The sequence below is a fragment of the Weizmannia agrestimuris genome (assembly GCF_943193165.1).
Lineage (GTDB): Bacteria > Bacillota > Bacilli > Bacillales > Bacillaceae_C > Weizmannia > Weizmannia faecalis.
This window is the reverse complement of record NZ_CALPDC010000047.1, coordinates 1-21,151: the sequence shown is the minus strand read 5'-3', so window position 1 is coordinate 21,151 and position 21,151 is coordinate 1. Positions and strand designations below refer to the sequence as shown.

The window sequence follows — 21,151 nt, the reverse complement described above, 5'->3', positions numbered from 1 at the left end:
GGTTTCTTTGATTATTATTTAAAATTGAACGAAAAAGAGGAGGCGGAAGTAATGGAAAACATTAAAATGCTGGACCCGGACGAGGCGGAGCAAGTATTGAAATTGCCGAATTCTTACTTTGATCGCGGGTATAAGAAGGGGAAAGAGGAAGGAAGAGAAGAAGGTGAAGAAAGATTAAGAAGATTTATTGTCAACTTGTTAAAAAATCAAGTGGATGTGAAGGTCATTGCCCAGGCATCTGGCTTGAGTGAAGACGAGATCATGAAAATCAAAAGGCAGATAGAAGGGGAAAAGCCTTGAACCCGAGTTATGACGAAGCAGAGCAAGTATTGAAATTGCCGAATTCCTATTTTGACCGCGGGTATAAGAAAGGATTGGAAGAAGGTGAAGAAAGATTAAGAAAAAGATTTATTTCTAATTTGTTAAAAAAGCAATTAGATTTGAAGCTCATTGCAGAAGTAACCGGCTTGAGTGAAGACGAGATCATGAAAATCAAAAGGCAGATAGAAGGGGAAAAGCCTTGAACCTGAGCTATGACGAAGCAGAGCAAGTATTAAAATTGCCGAACTCCTATTTTGAACGCGGGTATAAAAAGGATTAGAAGAAGGAGTAGAAAAGGGGAGAAAGGAATTATTACAAACAATTGTGGTTAGGATGCTTAAGAATGGCCTGGACCCACAATTGATAGTTGAGATGACCGGCCTAAGCCAGACAGAAGTGGAAAAAATAAAACAGCGACTGGAGTATTCATAAGATGGAAGTCAAATTTCCCGGTGTGGATGGAAAAGAAGTTGTCTTAGACTTGCCGAATTCTTACTTTGACCGCGGGTATAAGAAGGGGAAAGAAGAAGGTGAAGAAAGGTTAAGAAGATTTATTGTCAATTTGTTAAAAAATCAAGTGGATGTGAAACTCATTGCCCAAGCATCCGGCTTGAGTGAAGATGAGATCATGAAAATCAAAAGGCAGGTAGAAGGGCAGGAGCCGTAAATGCTTTTCACCATCACCGAAAAAACAGGGAGGGGCTTATACATAAGCCCCTCCCTTTCAGAACTTGTGCCATTCCTCCTCACCCCGCTCACTCATACAATGCTTCAACAGAAAAAGGGGAACGATTCTTTTATTGAAAAGATAGAAATAAGGAAAAATTATTGTATAATAGGTCTAAAGACATAGGTGGGGCGTATCTGATGTTCATTTTTGACTGGCATCGATAGGAGGGAAGGCAGAATGGGTCTGTATTATAAGTTGAAATCAGATAAACACAGCAGCGTATTGGAAAATGCAGAAAAAATGGAGGTTTCCATCGATCTCGATCAACCTGGCATTCCGGAACGATTGAAATTGATTCACCTGACAGAAGAAGATTTAAAAATCATAAAAAGTGCACAACCCCTTGTACAAAAATATATTGACAAAATTGTCAAGGCCTTTTATGATGCGATTTTGCAAGTGCAGGAGCTGAGGGATATCATTGAAAAACACAGTACGGTTGAGCGGCTCCAAAAAACGTTAAGGGTCCATCTTATTGAAATGTTTCAAGGCAACATCAACAAAAATTTTGTCGAAAAACGCTTGCAGATTGCAAGCACGCATTACCGGATCGGCCTTGAACACGGCTGGTATATCGGTTCTTTCCAAAATATTCAAAATGTCTTGAACGATATCCTTTTTCAAGAAATCGGCAGGAAAGAAGAAGTCCGGATCATCTCGGCTGCCATCAGCAAAATATTGAGTTTTGAACAACAAATCGTTCTTGAAGCTTACGAAAATGAGACGATCAGGAGACTGAATGAGCAGTATCAAAACGGGCAGCACGATTTGAAAGAACAAATGGTACAAATCAGTGAAGGTTTGGTTGCGCTGGCAGAGGAAACCCAAGCTTCGGTAGAATCTTTAGGTTTCAATCTGCAAAAAACGGATGAAATGGCTATTGAGAGCAGCCGGGAAGCAAGCTATGCCGAGTCATCGGCAGCAGAGGGGCAAAAAAAGCTGGGCATCCTGATCCGCGATGTCAAAATGATTGCCACCCGTACAAAAGAAATGATGGAAACGATCGAGAATCTGAGCGACTCTTCCCGCCAGATTGAAGATGTGGTGCTGTCTGTGAAAGAGATCGCTGACCAGACCAACCTGCTCGCGTTAAACTCAGCCATCGAGGCAGCACGGGCCGGAGAGTATGGTAGAGGATTTTCGATTGTCTCTCAAGAAATCCGGAAGTTATCAGAGGAGACGAAAAAGCTGGCAGGGCAGATCCAATCGATGTTATCCGCCTCAGGGCAATACAATTTGGATGTTAAAAATTCTTTAATCCAAGTTGACAGCGCCATTCACTCCGGATTGGGCAGCGCGGAAGAGGCAGGGCAATCGTTCCAGCAAATTACCGCCACGGTCAAACAAAGCAAACAAACTGCTTTAACCGTCCAAGGCCATATAGCAGAACTCGTCAATACTGTAAAAGAAATTGAAACAGCCAGCGCCGGGGTCGCGGCCGCGGCTGAAAAACTCCACAATGCAGCGGGAATCTGAAAAATTCCCGCTTTTTTAACAGAAACTACCAATAAAATTTATCGCAAAGCAAGATAGGCAATCAAGTTTAAAACAAATGGGGCCATCATAATGCCCAAGGCGATGGCAACGATTATCATAGGTAAATATTGTTTTTTCATAAACCCGTTCATAGATTCCCCTCCCCCACACAAAATGCTCCGGCCATTTAAACCGTTTGCAGCTTTCCCTTTCTTAAAGGTAGCATCCAAAGCCGGCTTATGCAAGCTTACACCCATGTTTTTTCATTTTTTCGAAACCGCTTTGCCGGATGCAGGGAGCGGGACAAGTCAAGGCAAGGAATAGATTTCCGCGTGCGGCGGTTCCTCAAGTTTGGATTTCTTCAGTTTTCCTTTTTCAACCAATTCCCCGATGACCCTCTCTATTTCACGAGGGTCCGTGTCAAATAGATCGGCAAGCTTGACAGTAGACAGTGCAGTATATTTCGGTTCTTTTGTGGATGAGATAATCATGTTTTTGATTCGTTCAAACAATTCCGCTTGTTCCATGGTTTGATCCCCTTTTTAAAAAAATCTACTTTTATTATACGCAAAATGGTAAAGAAACAATCCCAAATCAGTTATAGAAGAAAGTCAATTGGCAATCCTAATAAAAAAGGCATGATTGGGGGACCGATGATGGAAGAAGCAACCTTTTCGATTCGAATAAACGGGCAAGAACTGGCGGCGCGTAAAGGGCAAACGATTTTGGAAGTGGCCAACGCCCACGATATGTACATCCCCGCGATCTGTTACCATCCGAATCTCGGATCGATTCAAACTTGTGATACCTGTTTTGTGAACGTAAACGGGAATCTGGTGCGGGCATGTGCAACCAAGGTAGAGCCGGGAATGGAAGTGGAGTCCGGTTCCAAACCTGTAAAAGATGCCCAATATGAAGCAATGTCACGGATTCTGAAAAACCACGAGCTTTATTGCACCGTGTGTGACAACAATAATGGCAATTGTGTTGTCCATAACACGGCCGAGCATCTTGAAATCGAGCATCAAAAATACCAGTTTGAAGCTAAACCCTACCCGCCGGACCAATCCCATCCTTTTTACCGCTATGAACCGGACCAGTGCATTCTTTGCGGAAGATGTGTTGAGGCCTGCCAGGATTTGCAAGTCAATGAAACATTGACGATTGACTGGGACCGGGAAGTGCCAAGAGTGATCTGGGACAATGATGTTCCCATCGATGAGTCCTCTTGTGTATCTTGCGGCCATTGCGTCACGGTCTGCCCGTGCAATGCGCTTATGGAAAAGTCCATGCTCGGGGAAGCAGGGTATTTAACCGGCATTCCGCAAAAAGTGCTGGAGCCGATGATCGATCTCACTAAAGAAGTCGAACCGGGATATAAAGAGATTTTTGCAATATCCGAAATGGAAGCGGCAATGCGAAAATCGAGAATCAAAAGAACGAAAACCGTTTGCACCTATTGCGGTGTCGGCTGCAGTTTTGAAATTTGGACAAAAGGGCGCCACATTTTAAAAGTCGAGCCGCAGGAACATGCGCCAGTAAACGGCATCTCGACATGTGTCAAAGGAAAGTTCGGGTGGGACTTCGTCAACAGCGAAGAACGTTTAACAAAGCCGTTGATCCGCAAAGGGGAAGAATTTGTTGAAGCAAGCTGGGATGAAGCCCTGAATCTGATCGCAAGCAAATTGCAGGAAATAAAAGAACAGCACGGGCCGGACGCGCTTGGCTTTATTGCTTCATCTAAATGTTCGAATGAAGAAAACTATCTCTTTCAAAAATTCGCCCGCGCGATCATCGGTACAAATAATCTGGATAATTGCTCGCGTTACTGCCAGTCGCCGGCAACGTCAGGGCTTTTGCGGACCGTTGGTATTGGCGGGGACTCCGGCACCATCCGGGATATCCAGCAGGCGGATTTGGTGGTTACGGTGGGGGCGAACCCGGCCGAATCCCATCCTGTCCTTGCGACACGCATTAAACGGGCGCACAAATTGCATGGACAAAAGCTTATGGTCGTCGATTTAAGGGAAAACGAACTGGCCAGCCGCGCCAATTTATTTATTCATTCGAAGCCAAGCACAGATTTGATTTGGCTTAACGCCGTGACAAAATACATTCTCGATCAGGGCTGGGAAGACAAAGCATTTCTTGAAGCCAGGGTCAAAGGGCTAGACAAGTTCAGAGCTTCACTGGAAAAATACACGCTGGCGTTTGCCGAGGAGAAAACCGGCATTTCGAAAGAGAACTTAATCAAAATGGCAACGATGATCCATGAAGCCAAATCCGTATGCATTCTTTGGGCGATGGGCATCACCCAGCACACATGCGGGACGGATGCAAGCACGGCCATTTCCAACTTGTTATTGGTTACCGGTAATTACGGCCGCCCTGGGACGGGGGCATATCCGCTCAGAGGGCACAACAATGTGCAAGGCGCCTGTGATTTTGGAACGATGCCCGCTTGGTTCCCGGGCTACGAACCAGTAGAAGATAATGAAGTGAGGGAACGGTACGAAAAGGCTTGGGGGGTCAAACTTCCGGAAAACCCGGGGCTTGACAATCATCAAATGATCGGCGGGATAAAAAGCGGCAAGCTCCGGGGCCTCTACCTGTTCGGTGAAGAAATGGCGATCGTTGATTCCAATATTAATTTTGTGGAAGAACATCTGGAAAAGCTCGACTTTTTTGTTGTACAGGATGTGTTTTTCAGCAAAACGGCCCAATTTGCCGATGTGATCCTGCCGGCTGCGCCGAGCCTTGAGAAAGAAGGGACGTTTACAAATACGGAACGGCGCATCCAGCGCTTTTACCAGGTATTTGAACCGATGGGTGAATCGAAGCCGGATTGGGTCATCTTTCAGGAGCTCGCGAACAAAATGGGAGCCCAGTGGCATTACCAGCACCCCGGCGAAATCATGGCAGAAGCGGCAAGCCTAGCAAAGTACTTTGCAGGCATCAGCTACGAGAGACTGGAAGGGTTTAACAGCCAAATATGGCCGGTTAAAAAAGACGGTACGAGCACACCGCTTCTATATCAAGACCGTTTTGCCTTTCCGGACGGTAAAGCCCGACTGGTACCGGTTGACTGGGAACCGCCTTTTTCAGCCGGGGAGGGATTTGATTACCATCTTAACAACGGCCGCTTGCTGGAACAGTTCCATGAAGGGAATTTGACGGACCGTTCTCCGGGCATCCATCACAAAGTGCCGGAGCCGTGGCTTGAGATTTCACCGGAGGCAGCAAGTGAACGGGGGATAAAAGACGGGGCGCTTGTACGGCTGACATCGCCTTACGGAAAGGTGAAAGTACGGGCCGTTGTGACCGGGCGGGTACAAGGAAAAGAATTGTACTTAACGATGAACGCCCGGAAAGAGGATGAAATGGTGAACCGGCTGACGAGCAGCTATCATGACAGGGTGACCCATACCCCGAACTATAAAGAAATGGGCGTAAAAATGGAGATTTTAGAGGAAAAAGGAAAACCGCCGCTGCCAAAGGTGAACCACCGTTATGGCAATCGGATTCCGCAAATCAGTGTAAGAGTGGAAGAAAAATGGAAGCGGGATGACTTTATCCCGATCACGGCATTATTTTCACCGGGAGGAAAAGCATATGGCGAAGGTGATCAGGCAAACGGGACGGGCCGGTAATGAGAAAGAAATCCGCGGACGGGAAGGCTCTGTTCCGGCCGTGAAATTAATAAAGCCGGGAGGGAAAGCATATGGCGAAGGCGATCAGGCAAATTAAACAAGTGGATCCGGCCCCGGAAGAATGGCAGGCAGCCTCTCTGTCGGCGGTTGTAAAGGCAGCCGCCGAAAACGGGGAATCACTGATTAAACTGTTAGAGATCATCAAACAGCTGGATGGCATGGGCGTGCTTAATGCGATGGAAGGTTTGCTCCAAAACCGCGTTGACGTTGCCGAAATTGCCTTAGGGCAACTAAACCAGCCCACCATGTACCATGTCGTCAAAAACGGGATGAACGTATTTAAATTTTTAGGTGCCATCGATCCGGAACAACTGCAAACGATCTTGTCAGGCATCACGAGCGGGTTTGAAAAAGCAGCCCAATCCGGGGGCCAGGAGAGTCTGTGGAAGCTCGGAAAAAGCATGCGCTCCCCGGAAGTGAAACGGTCGCTTGCCATGATGACAGGCATTTTGGCGGGGATGGGGGAAGCCATGGAGCAAAACCATTCGCTTCCTGAAGGAGGAACGGACATTGGCTAAAGGGATGTTGAAAGTAAGTGATATGGTGAATGAAGAAGATGCCGCCAAAGTCCGCCGCGCCCTGAATGAAGTCTGGGGCGTCCGCGATATTGAAATCAGTTTGGCAAGAAAAGAAGCGACTTTTACCTATAATGACCAATCGGCATCCTGCCACGATATGATGCAAGCCGTGACGGAGCAGGGTTACCGTGCTGAAATGATGGAACCATAAAAGGAGGAAGGCACTTGAAAGTATGCGAAATCTGCGGTTCCCAAACACCGGAAGAAAACGAAGCGGAATCAAGAAGAGTGCTTTATGTCTGTGAAAACTGCCGGACCGACCGGAAATTCGATTTTGAAGAAGAAAATTAAGCAAATGGCGTTGCGGCACCGCAACGCCATTTATGTGCGCAAATTTTCCGGCAAAAAAAATGGCGTCTGCGTTTGCCGGCTGCCCATATCCCCGGAAGCATGGGACTTCTTGCCATTGCATATACTAAAACACAAAAATGTTGTAAAATAAAAGACAATAGCAAGAGAAGCCTTTTATCATTGCCAAGGGGGGAATGTTATGGATCTTCAAGTCGGATTGTGGCAAAAGCAGTCAATGAAACTGGCAATGACCCAGGAATTAAAACAAGCAATCGAGGTTCTTCAGTTCTCATCCCAGGAGCTCGCATCTTTTTTGGAAGAAAAAGCTGCGGAAAATCCTCTCATCGAACTGTCCAGCGCCAATATTAAACTGGTCGATTCCCGTTTTTCCGGGCTGAGCCGTGTAAAGGGGCAGAAAAAAAGCCAGGACAAAAACTGGATTGAACAAATTCCTGCACAGACGGAAACACTTCCAGACTTTTTGATCAGCCAATTGGATATGAAAGCGTTATCAAACAAGATTTTGAAAGCGGTCCAACTTTATGCGCGCCATCTGGATGCAAACGGCTACCTTGCCATCTCGGTTCAGGAAGCGGCAAAAATGGCTGCCATTTCCGAAGAAGACGCCGAAAAAGCACTTGGCATTCTCCAGTCGCTGGATCCGGCCGGAATCGGCGCAAGATCGCTTCAGGAATGTCTACTGATCCAGATAAAAAGGGATCCGGATGCGCCCGGGCATGCGGAAGAATTGATCAGCCGCCATTTTCTCGATTTTGCCGAAAAAAAATGGAGAGGCATTGCGAAAAAACTTGATATATCCCTGCAGGAAATCCAGCGGGTATCTGATTATGTGCAGACGTTAAACCCGCGTCCTGGATCCGGTTTTATGGCAGATCGGCCGCAATACATCGTTCCCGATCTTTTGGTCAAAAATCATGCGGGAAAGCTCGAATTGTATCTTGTAGAAAACCAGGTTCCAAAACTCCGTTTGAATGAAAGTTATGCAAGCATGAACCCGGCCGGAGATGCCGGCGTCACCCGTTATTTAAAAGAAAAAACGCAGGAATATTACTGGATCCGAAAAAGCATCGAAAGCCGGAAAGAAACGCTGCTAAAAGTCGGCGCAGCACTGCTTGAAAAACAGCGGGATTTCTTTTTATATGGAAAAGGGCATTTGAAGCCGCTTACGATGAAAGAAATTTCGGATGACATCGGGATGCACGAGTCGACGGTGAGCCGTGCAGTGAGAGAAAAGTATATGGAAACGCCATTCGGGACTTTCCCATTAAAAACATTTTTCACGACCGCCTTGCCGGTTCGTTCTGCCGGCGGGGAAGAAGCAGCATCAAGCGCCGAGGTCAAAAATGAAATTTCAGCACTTATAAGCGGGGAAGACAAGCGGAAGCCGCTTTCCGACCAGGCGATTGTGACCGTATTAAATGAAAAAGGGTTTGAAATCTCGCGCCGGACAGTGGCGAAATACCGCGAACAGCTCGGCATTCCGTCATCTTCCAAAAGAAAAAGGTACGAATAAGCCGGGAATATTTTTTCAAAACGGAAGTTTCGCGTTTCATCCGCCGGCAAAAAAGGACGAATCGGACGGGAACGGGCAAATTTCGCACACACTTTGAAATAAATAAATAACGGATCAGGCATTTGGGTATATCGGGTCGGGAGCACAGCCCATGTGCCTGCCACGAATGGCCGGAAAGGGGGAGGATTTTAAAATGGAACTGGTGCTATATACAAGAAAACAATGCCCGCTTTGTGCGGAAGCAAAAGAACAGCTGCAACTCCTGCAAAAGGAAATCCCGTTCCGGCTGATTGAAAAAGACATCGAAGCGTGCGATGCATGGACGGAAAAATACGGCCTTATGATCCCGGTTATCGAGTACAAAGGGGAACTGCTCGGATATGGGCGGATTCACCTTTTTGCCATAAAGGAGCGCTTACATGAAATTCATGAGCAATAATAGTTGAAATGCAAAATTTATCCTGCTAGAATGAAACATGTAGCGAGGGTAATTTTTTTGAAGCAGGTGGGACAAAAAATGTCTCTGTGGGACTCAACACGACCTACATAATTATTTAAGGGAGTACATTATCTATGCGATCGTTGATAGAGGTTCAAAAAAAATTATACCCCGATATCCTCGCTGTCATGCAAAAACGATACCGGATTCTCCGTTCCATTTCTTTTGCGGAACCGGTGGGAAGAAGAACATTGGCACAAATGCTTGGCATGTCAGAACGCATTCTTCGGAGCGAAACGGATTTTTTGAAAAACCAAAAGCTCATTGACGTAAAACCCTCGGGCATGTCGGTGACAAATGATGGTGCTGCCTTGTTACAAAATATGGAAAGCATGATGAGAGAAATATCGGGTATAAATGAAACGGAAGAAAAGCTGAAACAAGCTTTGGGCCTCGAAGACGTGGTCGTGGTTCAAGGGGACAGCGACAAAGAACCGTGGGTGAAAAACGAGCTTGGAAGGGCTTGTGCTGTAAGAATGAAAGCCGCCTTAACGGGAAACAATATAATCGCTGTAACCGGAGGATCGACGATGGCCGCAGTCGCAGATGTGTTAACTCCCGACATCAGTGCCAAGAGGCAGCTGCTGTTCGTGCCGGCCAGAGGCGGAATTGGTGAAGATGTCGCAAATCAGGCCAACACGATCTGCGCAAAAATGGCGGAAAGGACCGGCGGAAAACACAGGGTATTATACGTGCCTGACCAGGTCAGCCCGGAAGTGTACAAATCGGTCGTAAACGAGCCGTCCATTAAAGAAGTCCTTACCCTTATTAAACAAGCGGATATTGTGCTGCACGGCATTGGCGAAGCCATGACGATGGCAGAACGCCGCAAGACCGGAAAAGAAGAGATGGAGAAAATCATCCGTGGGCATGCAGTCGGCGAAGCGTTCGGGTACTATTTTAACGAACAGGGTGAAATTGTTCACAAGGTCCGGACGATCGGCCTGCAACTCGAGGATTTGCACCGGATCCGCCATGTTTTTGCGGTTGCCGGCGGGGCATCCAAGGCAAAGGCCATTAAAGCCTACATGAACACGAAACCGGAATCCACTGTTCTGATTACGGACGAAGGGGCAGCAAAACAAATTCTCGCTTGGCGCTAACCTGTTTTTAAAAGGGATAACCCTTTTGAAATATAAAATCTTTACGACTCAAGGAGGAAACACAAATGGCAGTTAAAGTTGGTATTAACGGATTTGGACGTATCGGACGTAACGTATTCCGTGCTGCTTTAGGCAATCCTAATGTTGAAATCGTTGCAATCAATGACCTGACAGACGCAAAAATGCTTGCACACTTGTTAAAATATGACTCTGTTCATGGCAACCTGGAAGAAGAAGTCACTGTTGACGGTGATTCCATCGTTGTAGACGGCCATAAAGTAAAAGTTTTGGCTGAACGCGAACCTGCAAATCTCGGATGGGGCGACCTCGGTGTTGACGTTGTTGTTGAATCAACAGGCCGTTTCACAAACCGTGAAGGGGCTGCAAAACACCTTGAAGCAGGCGCAAAGAAAGTCGTCATTTCCGCTCCTGCGAAAAACGAAGATATTACAATCGTAATGGGCGTTAACGAAGACAAATACGATCCTAAAAACCATAACGTCATTTCGAATGCTTCCTGCACAACAAACTGCCTGGCGCCGTTTGCAAAAGTGCTGCAAGAAAAATTCGAAATCAAACGCGGTATGATGACAACTGTTCACTCTTACACAAACGACCAGCAAATTCTTGACTTGCCGCACAAAGACTATCGCCGTGCACGTGCAGCTGCACAAAGCATCATCCCGACTACAACCGGTGCTGCTAAAGCAGTTGCGCTTGTATTGCCTGAACTGAAAGGCAAATTGAACGGTATGGCCATGCGCGTTCCGACTCCAAACGTTTCTGTTGTTGACCTTGTTGCTGAACTTGGCAAAAACGTAACGGTTGAAGAAGTAAACGCAGCATTTAAAGAAGCGGCTGAAGGCGAATTGAAAGGCATTCTCGCATACAGCGAAGAACCGCTTGTATCCCGTGACTACAACCATACAACTGTTTCTTCGACCATTGATGCATTATCCACAATGGTTATCGAAGGCAACATGGTAAAAGTCATTTCTTGGTATGACAACGAATTCGGTTATTCCAACCGCGTTGTTGACCTTGTTGAATACATCGCTTCTAAAGGCCTTTAATTTGAACGATAAAACGTTGCAGGGGGTTGGGGAAGAATCCCCTCTCCCTTTTTTCAATGCCTGTAAAACAAAAGGAGGTTCGTTTTGCCATGAACAAAAAATCGATTAAAGATGTTGAATTGCAAGGCAAACGCGTTTTCTGCCGTGTCGACTTCAATGTTCCGTTAAAAGACGGCAATGTAACGGATGATACAAGAATCCGTGCTGCCCTTCCAACGATCAAATATTTGGTGGAAAACGGTGCGAAAGTCATTCTTGCCAGCCACCTCGGCCGTCCTAAGGGCCAGGTTGTGGAAGAGTTGCGCCTCACACCGGTTGCAAAACGCCTGAGCGAACTGCTTGGAAAAGACGTCAAAAAAGCAAATGAAGCTTATGGCGAATCGGTTAAGGCGGAAATCGCGAAAATGGAAAACGGCGACGTGCTTTTGCTTGAAAACGTCCGTTTCTACCCTGGCGAAGAAAAAAATGATCCGGAACTGGCAAAAGAATTTGCTGCACTTGCTGACCTTTATGTCAATGATGCTTTCGGTGCTGCACACCGCGCACATGCATCAACGGAAGGCATCGCCCACTACCTTCCTGCAGTATCCGGCTTTTTAATGCAAAAAGAACTCGATGTGCTCGGCAAAGCATTGTCCAATCCGGAACGCCCTTTTACTGCCATTATCGGCGGCGCGAAAGTCAAAGACAAAATCGGCGTCATCGACAATTTGCTGGATAAAGTCGACAACCTGATCATCGGCGGCGGCCTTGCTTATACGTTCGTCAAAGCACAAGGCCATGAAATCGGCAAATCGCTGCTTGAAGAAGACAAAATTGACCTTGCAAAATCTTTTATGGCAAAGGCGAAAGAAAAAGGCGTCAACTTCTATATGCCGGTTGATGCGGTCGTAGCAGACGAATTCTCCGAAACGGCCAACAAAAAAGAAGTAGCAATTGAAGAAATTCCGGCTGACTGGCAGGCACTTGACATCGGCCCGAAAACGGTTGAACTGTATGCCAAAGTCATCAAAGAATCGAAACTCGTCATTTGGAACGGACCGATGGGCGTATTCGAAATGGACGCGTATGCCAACGGGACAAAAGGCGTTGCAGAAGCGCTCGCGGCTGCAACCGGCACTTACAGCATCATCGGCGGCGGCGACTCTGCGGCAGCTGTTGAAAAATTCCATCTGGCAGAAAAAATGGACCATATTTCAACGGGCGGCGGCGCATCGCTTGAATTTATGGAAGGGAAAACACTTCCTGGCGTCGCAGCTTTAAATGACAAATAATTTTATCAGGAAAGGGAGTGTCCTTATTGCGTAAACCGATCATTGCGGGGAACTGGAAAATGAATAAAACCTTGCCGGAAGCGCTGGCTTTTGTCGAAGAGGTAAAACATTCGGTACCTGGCGAATCTGTTGTCGACAGCGTCATCTGTGCGCCTGCGCTCTTTTTGGAACGCCTGGTGGAAGCAACAAAAGGCACCCGCGTAAAAATTGGCGCCCAAAACATGCACTATGAAGAAAGCGGTGCTTTTACAGGCGAGATCAGCCCGGTTGCACTCGCGGATTTGCATGTTGAATATGTCATACTGGGACACTCTGAACGCCGTGAAATGTTTAATGAAACGGATGAAGCAGTCAATAAGAAAGTGAAAGCTGCTTTTGCCCATCATTTAACACCAATCGTATGCGTGGGAGAAACACTGGCACAACGGGAAAACAATGAAACAAAACAAATCGTCGGCTCACAGGTAAAAGCTGCTTTTTCCGGGCTTTCCGGCGACGAGGCAAAACAGGTTGTCGTTGCCTATGAACCAATCTGGGCAATCGGAACAGGCAAATCTTCGACTGCCGAAGATGCCAACGAAGTTTGTGCCTATATCCGCAGTGCCATCGCGGACCAATTCAGCCAGGATGTTGCTGACAGTGTCCGAATTCAATACGGCGGCAGTGTAAAACCCGGCAACATTAAAGAATTCATGGAACAACCGGATATTGACGGTGCATTAGTGGGCGGCGCAAGCCTTGACCCGCAATCTTATTTGCAATTATTGGAGGCGGTAAGCCATGAGTAAAGCACCTGTGGCATTAATCATCTTAGACGGCTTCGGCTGCCGGAAAGAAACATACGGCAATGCTGTAGCCCAAGCAAAAAAACCAAATTTTGACCGTTACTGGAAAGAGTTCCCGCACAATCAGCTCGGCGCAAGCGGCGAATCCGTCGGCCTTCCTGATGGCCAGATGGGGAACTCGGAAGTCGGCCATACAAACATCGGTGCAGGGCGTATCGTTTACCAAAATCTGACGCGCGTAGACATGTCGATCAAAGAAGGCGAGTTTGAAAAGAACGAAACCTTCCTCGGCGCGGTTGAAAATGTGAAAAAACACGGGACAAGCCTTCACTTATTCGGCTTGTTGTCGGACGGCGGCGTGCACAGCCATATCCGCCATATGTTCGCGCTGTTGAAATTCGCAGCCGATCAAGGTGTGAAAAAAGTATACGTCCATGCATTCCTTGATGGCCGTGACGTGGGCCCGAAAACAGCGGAAAAATACATCAAAGCAACAGAAGAAAAATTCAAAGAATACGGTGTCGGCGAATTCGCAACGATTACCGGCCGTTACTATTCCATGGACCGTGACAAGCGCTGGGACCGTGTGGAAAAAGCGTACCGCGCCATGGCATACGGCGAAGGCCCGAAATATCCGAACCCAATGGCGGTGATTGAAGATTCCTATAAAAACGGGATCTTTGATGAATTCGTTATTCCTTCTGTGATTACAAAAGAAGACGGCTCACCGGTGGCAACGGTTCAGGACCATGATTCGGTCATTTTCTACAACTTCCGCCCGGACCGTGCCATCCAAATTTCAAATGCTTTTACGAATGAAGATTACCGTGCATTTGACCGCGGCCCGAATCATCCGAAAGATTTGTACTTCGTCTGCATGACGCATTTTTCGGAAACGGTCAAAGGCTATGTTGCCTTCAAACCGGTCGGCCTTGACAATACAATCGGCGAAGTATTGGCACAGCACGGGTTAAAACAGCTGCGGATTGCAGAAACTGAAAAATATCCGCATGTGACGTTCTTTATGAACGGCGGGCGTGATGAACCATTTCCAGGGGAAGAAAGAATTTTAATTCACTCCCCTAAGGTGGCAACATATGACTTGCAACCGGAAATGAGCGCCTATGAAGTAACGGATGCTTTGCTGGAGCAAATTCGGAATGACAAACAAGATGCCATCATTTTGAACTTTGCAAACCCGGATATGGTCGGCCACTCCGGCATGCTGGAACCAACCATTAAAGCGATCGAAGCAGTCGATGAATGCCTCGGCAAAGTCGTGGACCTGATCCTTGAAAAAGGCGGCTATGCCATTATCACGGCGGACCACGGTAACTCGGATGAAGTGCTGACACCGGAAGGCAAACCGATGACAGCCCATACGACAAACCCGGTTCCGGTCATCATCACGAAAAAAGATGTTGAAGTGCGTGACGGCGGTATTCTTGCCGACTTGGCACCGACCATGCTTGATCTGCTGAACATTGAAAAACCGAAAGAAATGACAGGCACAAGCCTGATTAAAAAATGACCCTGTGTGGGGAAGCCTGATAAAAGGAAAATCGGGCCAAATGCGTTGAAAGTGACGCCCTAAAAACGGGAGCGCCATGCCTGGAAGGTGCTGCGGCATGGAAAGGGATGACACCCGGGGGCATGCCGGGAAAATTTCCCGCAGACGTGCCCTTAGCGCCATGCCTGGAAAGTGCCGGGCAAAGTGATGAAAACCCCATTTATGCATTGAAAAAGGAGAGATAAGAAGATGTCTTTAATATCTGATGTTTATGCACGCGAAGTATTGGACTCGCGCGGCAACCCAACTGTTGAAGTAGAAGTTTACACAGAAGACGGCGGTTTTGGCCGCGCATTGGTGCCAAGCGGTGCCTCTACAGGTGAATACGAAGCCGTTGAACTCCGTGACAACGACAAAAGCCGTTTCCTCGGTAAAGGTGTCGAAACAGCTGTTAAAAATGTGAACGACACGATCGCTGAAGCGATTATCGGCCGTTACGATGTATTTGACCAAGTCGGCGTTGATAAAGCAATGATCGAACTTGACGGCACACCGAACAAAGGCAAACTTGGCGCAAATGCCATCCTTGGCGTTTCCCTTGCTGTTGCCCGTGCTGCAGCAAACGAATTGGATTTGCCTTTGTACAAATACCTTGGCGGATTCAACGCAAAACAACTGCCGGTTCCGATGATGAACATCTTAAACGGCGGTGCGCATGCTGACAACAACGTGGACATTCAGGAATTCATGATCATGCCTGCCGGCGCTCCGACTTTCAAAGAAGCGTTGCGCATGGGTGCTGAAATTTTCCACAACCTGCGTTCTGTTTTAAAAGCGAAAGGTTATAATACTGCTGTCGGTGACGAAGGCGGTTTTGCACCAAACTTGAAATCGAATGAAGAAGCCCTTTCTACCATTATTGAAGCCATCGAAAAAGCCGGCTACAAACCAGGCGAACAAGTTTTGCTTGCAATGGACGTTGCATCTTCCGAACTTTACAGTGACGAAGACCATAAATACCATTTAGCCGGCGAAGGCAAAGTCCTGAGTGCGGAAGAAATGGTGAATTGGTATGAAGAATTAATTTCGAAGTACCCAATCATTTCGATTGAAGACGGTTTGGATGAAAATGACTGGGAAGGCTTCAAAATGTTAACAGAACGCCTTGGCAAGAAAGTCCAATTGGTGGGCGACGACCTGTTCGTAACCAATACTGAAAAACTTGCCCGCGGTATTGAAGAAGGCATCAGCAACTCCATTCTGATCAAAGTAAACCAAATCGGTACTTTGACGGAAACTTTCAATGCGATTGAAATGGCAAAACGTGCAGGCTATACTGCAATTGTTTCCCACCGTTCTGGCGAAACAGAAGACAGCACCATTGCGGACATCGCCGTTGCAACAAACGCCGGCCAAATCAAAACAGGTGCGCCATCCCGTACCGACCGCGTAGCAAAATACAACCAATTGCTCCGCATCGAAGACGAACTGGCTGAAACAGCCGAGTTCCTTGGCAAAAAAACTTTCTACAACTTGAAAAAATAATTGGCTTTGGTACGCTGCCCGGTGAGAGCCGGGCAGTTTTTGATTGTATGGGAAAACCCGGAACCCAAAAAACGTCCTTCATCACCGGACCCCTAAAAGACAAAACGGGGGCCGGATCAGGAAGACGCTGTTCCTTTTCGGACAATTGTTCCAATGTAGTTGAACCCCGCTCTCCAATATGGTACACTCAAGATTAGGTATTGCCCGTCTCAGGAGGTGTGCAGTTGTGCATACATTGTTATTAACGTTACTAATCATCGATTCAATTCTGTTGATTGCAGTCATTCTGCTCCAGCCCGGGAAAAGCACGGGATTGTCCGGCGCCATTTCCGGCGGTGCTGAACAGCTTTTCGGGAAACAAAAAGTGCGTGGTATTGACCTGATCTTACACAGGATTACGATTGTGCTCGCTGTTTTATTTTTCCTGCTGGCCATCGGACTTGCATATGTAAACCTATAAGGGTATGCAAATCAGGCAACTTTTCAGAAGCCTTATCCGCACATGCCTGTAAACTTTAAGACACCCATCCCGGTCCCAAAATCCAGGCCGGGTATTTTTATGCGGATTGCTGGCAATTCCGAAACGTCTTTGTTACAAATAAAATGAACAAAGGCCCAAAGAAAAACAGCAGGAAAGAGGCGTTTTTTACGGATGATGAGAATTGTACCACCCAAACCGTTTTTATTTGAAGCCGGCAAGAGGGCTGTACTGCTTTTGCACGGATTTACCGGAAGCAGCGCCGATGTCAGGATGCTCGGGCGCTTCCTTGAAAAAAAAGGATACACTTGCCATGCGCCGCAATATAAAGGGCACGGGGTACCGCCTGAAAATCTTTTGCATACGGGCCCAAGCGACTGGTGGCAGGATGTCATGAACGGCTACCAGTTATTGAAAGAAAAAGGGTATCATGAAATTGCAGTGGCCGGATTGTCACTGGGCGGGGTATTTTCCTTAAAATTAGGTTACACTGTACCTGTAAAGGGAATTATCACCATGTGCGCGCCCATGTACATAAAAAGCGAGCAAACGATGTATGAAGGCGTGGTTGCGTATGCCCGCAAATATAAACAGTTCGAAGGGAAAAGCGAAGCGCAGATCGAACAGGAAATGCGGGAATTTAAAAAAACGCCGATGCATACGCTGCAATCGCTGCAAGAGCTTATTCAGGATGTGCGCAACCATGTCGATCACATTTATGCGCCTGTTTTTGTCGTACAAGCGCGCCATGATGAAATGATCCGCCCGGAAAGCGCCAATATTATTTATTCAGAAGTGGAAACAGACCATAAGCAACTCAAATGGTATGAGAACTCCGGCCATGTCATTACACTCGATGGCGAAAAAGACCAACTTCACGAAGATGTATACACATTTCTGGAGTCGCTTGACTGGTCGGTTTAAAATTTTCCCGAAAAAGGAGGGAAATAAATGGAACAAGACCAACTACAGCAAGATGTTGAAAAAATTTTATCTTATATGAAAGAAGAGACGTACAAGCCGCTGACGGTTCAGGAACTGGAAAAAGCGTTCGGCATTGACGATTCTTCCGAGTTCAAAGCATTTGTAAAAGTGCTCGTTTATATGGAGGAAAAAGGCCTCATTGTCCGCACGCGAAGCAACCGTTACGGCCTGCCGGAAAAAATGAATCTCGTACGCGGGAAACTGATCGGCCACCCGAAAGGCTTTGCTTTTGTCGCACCCGATGAACCCGGGATGGACGACATTTTTATCCCGCCGCATGAAACGAACCATGCATTAAATGGAGACACCGTTATTGTCCGTGTGTCCACCAAAAGCTCAGGCCAGCGCCAGGAAGGAACCGTTGTGCGCATTCTTGAGCGCGGCCAGACAGAACTTGTCGGCACATACGTCGAAAGCAAACATTTCGGATTTGTCGTACCCGATGACAAACGGTTCGGCAGCGATATTTTTATTCCGAAAACAGCAAACGGCGGTGCTGTCGAAGGCCATAAAGTGATTGTCCATATTACCGCCTATCCGGAAGGCACGAAAAATGCGGAAGGCGAAATCATCAAAATTCTCGGCCATAAAAATGATCCCGGTGTCGATATCTTGTCGATTATCCATCAGTACGGGCTGCCCCAGGCATTTCCGGATGAAGTGCTCGAACAGGCAAACCGGGTGCCGGAAGAAATTGATGAGAACGAGATTGGCAGCCGCCGTGATTTGCGCGGGGAAATGATTGTAACGATTGACGGGGTCGATGCAAAAGACCTCGATGATGCCGTTACCGTGAAAAAACTGGCAAACGGCCATTACAAGCTCGGCGTCCATATCGCAGATGTTAGCCATTATGTACGGGAAGGATCACCGATTGACCGTGAAGCATTTGAACGCGGGACGAGCGTGTACCTTGTTGACCGCGTCATCCCGATGATCCCGCACCGTTTATCAAACGGCATCTGTTCCCTGAATCCGCAAGTCAACCGGTTTACGCTGTCATGCGAAATGGAAATTGATGAAACAGGCCACGTTGTCCATCATGAAATTTTTGAAAGCATCATCAAAACGACCGCGCGGATGACGTATGCGGACGTTAATAAAATCCTTGTCGACCGCGACGAAGCGCTTAGAAAACACTATGAGCCGCTCGTTCCAATGTTTGAACAAATGGCCGAACTCGCGGAGATTTTGCGCAAAAAAAGGATGGAGCGCGGCGCTATTGATTTTGATTTTAAAGAAGCAAAAGTCATTGTCGATGAAAAGGGCAAACCAACGGATGTTGTGTTGCGTGAGCGGTCGGTTGCAGAAAAGCTGATCGAGGAATTTATGCTTGCTGCCAACGAAACGGTTGCCGAACATTTTTACTGGCTGGACGTGCCGTTTATTTATCGGATCCACGAAGAGCCGAAAGCGGAGAAACTGCAGCGGTTCTTTGAATTTATTACCAACTTCGGCCTGATTGTGCGCGGCACAGCCAATTCAGTGCATCCGCGCGCGCTGCAGGAAATCATTGATACGGTTTCCGGGCGGCCTGAGGAAATGGTCGTGTCGACGGTCATGCTGCGGTCGATGCAGCAGGCGAAGTACGATCCGGAATGCATTGGCCACTTCGGCTTATCAACGAAATTTTACACGCATTTCACCTCGCCGATCCGTCGTTATCCGGACCTGATTGTCCACCGGTTGATCCGCGCTTATTTGATCAGCGGAAAATTGGATGAAAAGACAAAAGAAAAATGGAAAGCATTGCTGCCGGAAATTGCGGACCATGCCTCGAAAATGGAACGCCGGGCAGTAGAAGCTGAACGGGATACGGATGAGCTGAAAAAGGCCGAATTTATGGAAGACAAAATTGGGGAAGAGTTCGATGGGATTATCAGCTCGGTTACGAATTTCGGCATGTTTGTCGAACTGCCGAACACCATTGAAGGGCTTGTCCATGTCAGCTATATGACAGATGACTATTACCATTACAATGAGCGGCAATATGCCATGATCGGCGAGCGGACAGGAAATGTATTCCGCATTGGCGATGAAATCCGCGTCCGCGTGCTCAATGTGAACAAAGACGAACACAATATTGATTTTGAAATTGTCGGCATGAAAAACAACCGCCGCGAAAAAACGGAAGAACGCCCGAAAAAGATCGTCAAAGTGCGCGGCGCCCATTCTGCCCGGCCGCAAAAAACGCGCCATGCCGGCGAAGACTGGGCGACAAGGCCGCCGAAAAAGAAAAAGAAAAAAGCAAATCGAAGGTAACCGGATTTTTCCGGGAACCTTCACCGGAGGGGAAACGAAATGCCAAAAGGCGAAGGGAAAGTGCTGGCGCAAAATAAGAAAGCAAGCCACGATTATTTTATCGAAGAAACATATGAAGCAGGCATTGTCCTGCAGGGGACAGAAATCAAATCGATCCGGGCCGGCCGCGTAAATTTGCGCGACTCGTTTGCCCGTGTGGAAAAAGGGGAAGTCTTTGTCTACGGGATGCACATTAGCCCGTATGAGCAGGGGAACCGGTACAATCATGACCCGCTTCGCCCGCGGAAAATTTTGCTGCACAAGAAAGAAATTGACCGGCTGGCCGGTGTGACAAAAGAAAAGGGTTATGCTTTAATCCCACTCAAAATCTATATTAAAAATGGGTATGCAAAAGTGCTGCTCGGCGTCGCCCGCGGGAAAAAGAATTATGACAAGCGTGAATCCCTGAAGAAGAAAGAAGCCGCCCGCGAGATTGAACGTGCCTTTAAAGCACGCCAGCACTAGAAAAACAGGATGACGGCTCTTTGAGCGAAAAAAAGGGAAAGCGCCGGATTGAAGATTGCGCGCTTCCCTTAAGAAATGGCTTTTTCAATTGAGGGAAAGAGGGGTCTAACGGCTTTTGCCTTGCCATTGTTCCAACTGTTGCATTTGGCAAGTCTAAGACAACTTCTTTTCCATCCTCACCAGGGAGCCTGACTTCCATCTTATAAATTCTCCAGTTGCTGTTTTATTTTTTCCACTTCCGTCTGGCTCAGACCGGTTTTTTCTACAATTAATTGAAGATCCATACCCGCCAGCAACATTTTGATGGCAATTGGAATCGTTTGCAGCAATTCTTTTCTCTCTTCTTCTCTTCCTTCCTCTTTCCCCTTCTTATACCCGCGGTCAAAGTAAGAATTCGGCAGCTTTAATACTTGCTCTGCTTCGTCCGGATCCAGCATTTTAATGTTTTCCATTACTTCCGCCTCCTCTTTTTCGTTCAATTTTAAATAATAATC

Annotated in this window: 23 protein-coding genes and 1 pseudogene; 21 read left to right on the top strand and 3 right to left on the bottom strand. The window is 47.2% G+C overall.

Annotated features, from left to right (window positions below; translation table 11 throughout):
- The 5 genes and pseudogenes from NFR98_RS13575 to NFR98_RS13555 form a co-directional block, all read left to right on the top strand.
- Positions 1-300, top strand: a pseudogene (locus NFR98_RS13575) (DUF4351 domain-containing protein); the annotation flags it as partial.
- Entirely contained in the window at positions 297-524 is a 228-nt protein-coding gene (locus NFR98_RS13570; RefSeq protein ID WP_014097458.1) for a hypothetical protein, read from the top strand. The pseudogene NFR98_RS13575 and the gene NFR98_RS13570, both read left to right, overlap by 4 nt.
- Positions 525-654: 130 nt before the next feature.
- On the top strand, positions 655-753 hold the full coding sequence (locus tag NFR98_RS15935) for an Rpn/YhgA-type helix-turn-helix domain-containing protein (RefSeq protein ID WP_488168119.1): 99 nt from the start codon (positions 655-657) through the stop codon (positions 751-753).
- 1 nt (position 754) lies between these two features.
- Positions 755-988: a hypothetical protein gene (locus NFR98_RS13560; RefSeq protein ID WP_017551327.1), complete on the top strand. Its 234-nt coding sequence runs from the start codon at positions 755-757 to the stop codon at positions 986-988.
- Between the two features lie 240 nt (positions 989-1,228).
- A complete protein-coding gene (locus NFR98_RS13555) occupies positions 1,229-2,527 on the top strand; it encodes a globin-coupled sensor protein (RefSeq protein ID WP_017551326.1) in 1,299 nt (432 codons plus the stop codon).
- A 308-nt stretch (positions 2,528-2,835) separates the two neighbouring features.
- Here NFR98_RS13555 and NFR98_RS13550 read toward each other — a convergent pair whose 3' ends face one another.
- Positions 2,836-3,054 (bottom strand): PCI domain-containing protein, encoded by a 219-nt coding sequence (locus NFR98_RS13550; RefSeq protein ID WP_014097463.1) that lies wholly within the window; start codon positions 3,052-3,054, stop codon positions 2,836-2,838.
- 129 nt (positions 3,055-3,183) lie between these two features.
- Between NFR98_RS13550 and fdhF the strand changes: the two genes are divergently transcribed.
- The 16 genes from fdhF (at position 3,184) to smpB (ending at position 20,657) form a co-directional block, all read left to right on the top strand.
- Positions 3,184-6,177: a formate dehydrogenase subunit alpha gene (fdhF, locus tag NFR98_RS13545; protein ID WP_017551324.1), complete on the top strand. Its 2,994-nt coding sequence runs from the start codon at positions 3,184-3,186 to the stop codon at positions 6,175-6,177.
- Positions 6,178-6,248: 71 nt separating this feature from the next.
- Entirely contained in the window at positions 6,249-6,755 is a 507-nt protein-coding gene (locus NFR98_RS13540) for a helical membrane plugin domain-containing protein (protein WP_035184079.1), read from the top strand.
- Positions 6,748-6,966 (top strand): heavy-metal-associated domain-containing protein, encoded by a 219-nt coding sequence (locus tag NFR98_RS13535; RefSeq protein WP_014097467.1) that lies wholly within the window; start codon positions 6,748-6,750, stop codon positions 6,964-6,966. The genes NFR98_RS13540 and NFR98_RS13535 overlap by 8 nt, the downstream gene beginning before the upstream one ends.
- Before the next feature lie 14 nt (positions 6,967-6,980).
- Positions 6,981-7,106, top strand: coding sequence for a hypothetical protein (locus tag NFR98_RS15785; protein ID WP_014097468.1), 126 nt, complete (start codon positions 6,981-6,983; stop codon positions 7,104-7,106).
- 199 nt (positions 7,107-7,305) lie between these two features.
- Positions 7,306-8,640, top strand: coding sequence for an RNA polymerase factor sigma-54 (rpoN, locus tag NFR98_RS13530; protein ID WP_017551322.1), 1,335 nt, complete (start codon positions 7,306-7,308; stop codon positions 8,638-8,640).
- Positions 8,641-8,833: 193 nt separating this feature from the next.
- The gene (locus NFR98_RS13525; protein WP_014097470.1) at positions 8,834-9,079 is read left to right on the top strand and encodes a glutaredoxin family protein; all 246 of its coding nucleotides are present in this window, start codon (positions 8,834-8,836) and stop codon (positions 9,077-9,079) included.
- Positions 9,080-9,213: 134 nt separating this feature from the next.
- Positions 9,214-10,242, top strand: coding sequence for a sugar-binding transcriptional regulator (locus NFR98_RS13520; RefSeq protein ID WP_026684781.1), 1,029 nt, complete (start codon positions 9,214-9,216; stop codon positions 10,240-10,242).
- A gap of 65 nt (positions 10,243-10,307) precedes the next feature.
- The gene (gene gap, locus NFR98_RS13515; RefSeq protein ID WP_014097472.1) at positions 10,308-11,315 is read left to right on the top strand and encodes a type I glyceraldehyde-3-phosphate dehydrogenase; all 1,008 of its coding nucleotides are present in this window, start codon (positions 10,308-10,310) and stop codon (positions 11,313-11,315) included.
- Between the two features lie 89 nt (positions 11,316-11,404).
- Entirely contained in the window at positions 11,405-12,589 is a 1,185-nt protein-coding gene (locus NFR98_RS13510; RefSeq protein WP_017551319.1) for a phosphoglycerate kinase, read from the top strand.
- A 26-nt stretch (positions 12,590-12,615) separates the two neighbouring features.
- Positions 12,616-13,377: a triose-phosphate isomerase gene (gene tpiA / locus NFR98_RS13505; RefSeq protein WP_013860187.1), complete on the top strand. Its 762-nt coding sequence runs from the start codon at positions 12,616-12,618 to the stop codon at positions 13,375-13,377.
- Entirely contained in the window at positions 13,370-14,905 is a 1,536-nt protein-coding gene (gene gpmI, locus NFR98_RS13500) for a 2,3-bisphosphoglycerate-independent phosphoglycerate mutase (protein ID WP_251460316.1), read from the top strand. Before tpiA ends, gpmI begins: the two co-directional genes overlap by 8 nt.
- A 228-nt stretch (positions 14,906-15,133) precedes the next feature.
- Positions 15,134-16,429, top strand: a complete 1,296-nt coding sequence (gene eno / locus NFR98_RS13495; protein WP_014097476.1) for a phosphopyruvate hydratase — start codon at positions 15,134-15,136, stop codon at positions 16,427-16,429.
- A gap of 226 nt (positions 16,430-16,655) precedes the next feature.
- Positions 16,656-16,889 carry a preprotein translocase subunit SecG gene (gene secG, locus NFR98_RS13490; protein ID WP_017551316.1) on the top strand — a complete coding sequence of 78 codons (234 nt, stop codon included), beginning with the start codon at positions 16,656-16,658 and terminating at the stop codon, positions 16,887-16,889.
- Between the two features lie 192 nt (positions 16,890-17,081).
- On the top strand, positions 17,082-17,831 hold the full coding sequence (locus NFR98_RS13485) for an alpha/beta hydrolase (protein ID WP_013860182.1): 750 nt from the start codon (positions 17,082-17,084) through the stop codon (positions 17,829-17,831).
- Between the two features lie 27 nt (positions 17,832-17,858).
- Positions 17,859-20,153: a ribonuclease R gene (rnr, locus tag NFR98_RS13480; RefSeq protein WP_017551315.1), complete on the top strand. Its 2,295-nt coding sequence runs from the start codon at positions 17,859-17,861 to the stop codon at positions 20,151-20,153.
- A 39-nt stretch (positions 20,154-20,192) separates the two neighbouring features.
- Positions 20,193-20,657, top strand: a complete 465-nt coding sequence (smpB, locus tag NFR98_RS13475; protein WP_017551314.1) for an SsrA-binding protein SmpB — start codon at positions 20,193-20,195, stop codon at positions 20,655-20,657.
- Here smpB and NFR98_RS13470 read toward each other — a convergent pair.
- Positions 20,638-20,856 (bottom strand): hypothetical protein, encoded by a 219-nt coding sequence (locus tag NFR98_RS13470; protein WP_035190577.1) that lies wholly within the window; start codon positions 20,854-20,856, stop codon positions 20,638-20,640. The two genes, smpB and NFR98_RS13470, sit on opposite strands and share 20 nt — an antisense overlap.
- A gap of 1 nt (position 20,857) precedes the next feature.
- A partial coding sequence (locus NFR98_RS13465; RefSeq protein WP_496197722.1) for an Rpn/YhgA-type helix-turn-helix domain-containing protein occupies positions 20,858-21,151 on the bottom strand: 294 nt, incomplete at its 5' end.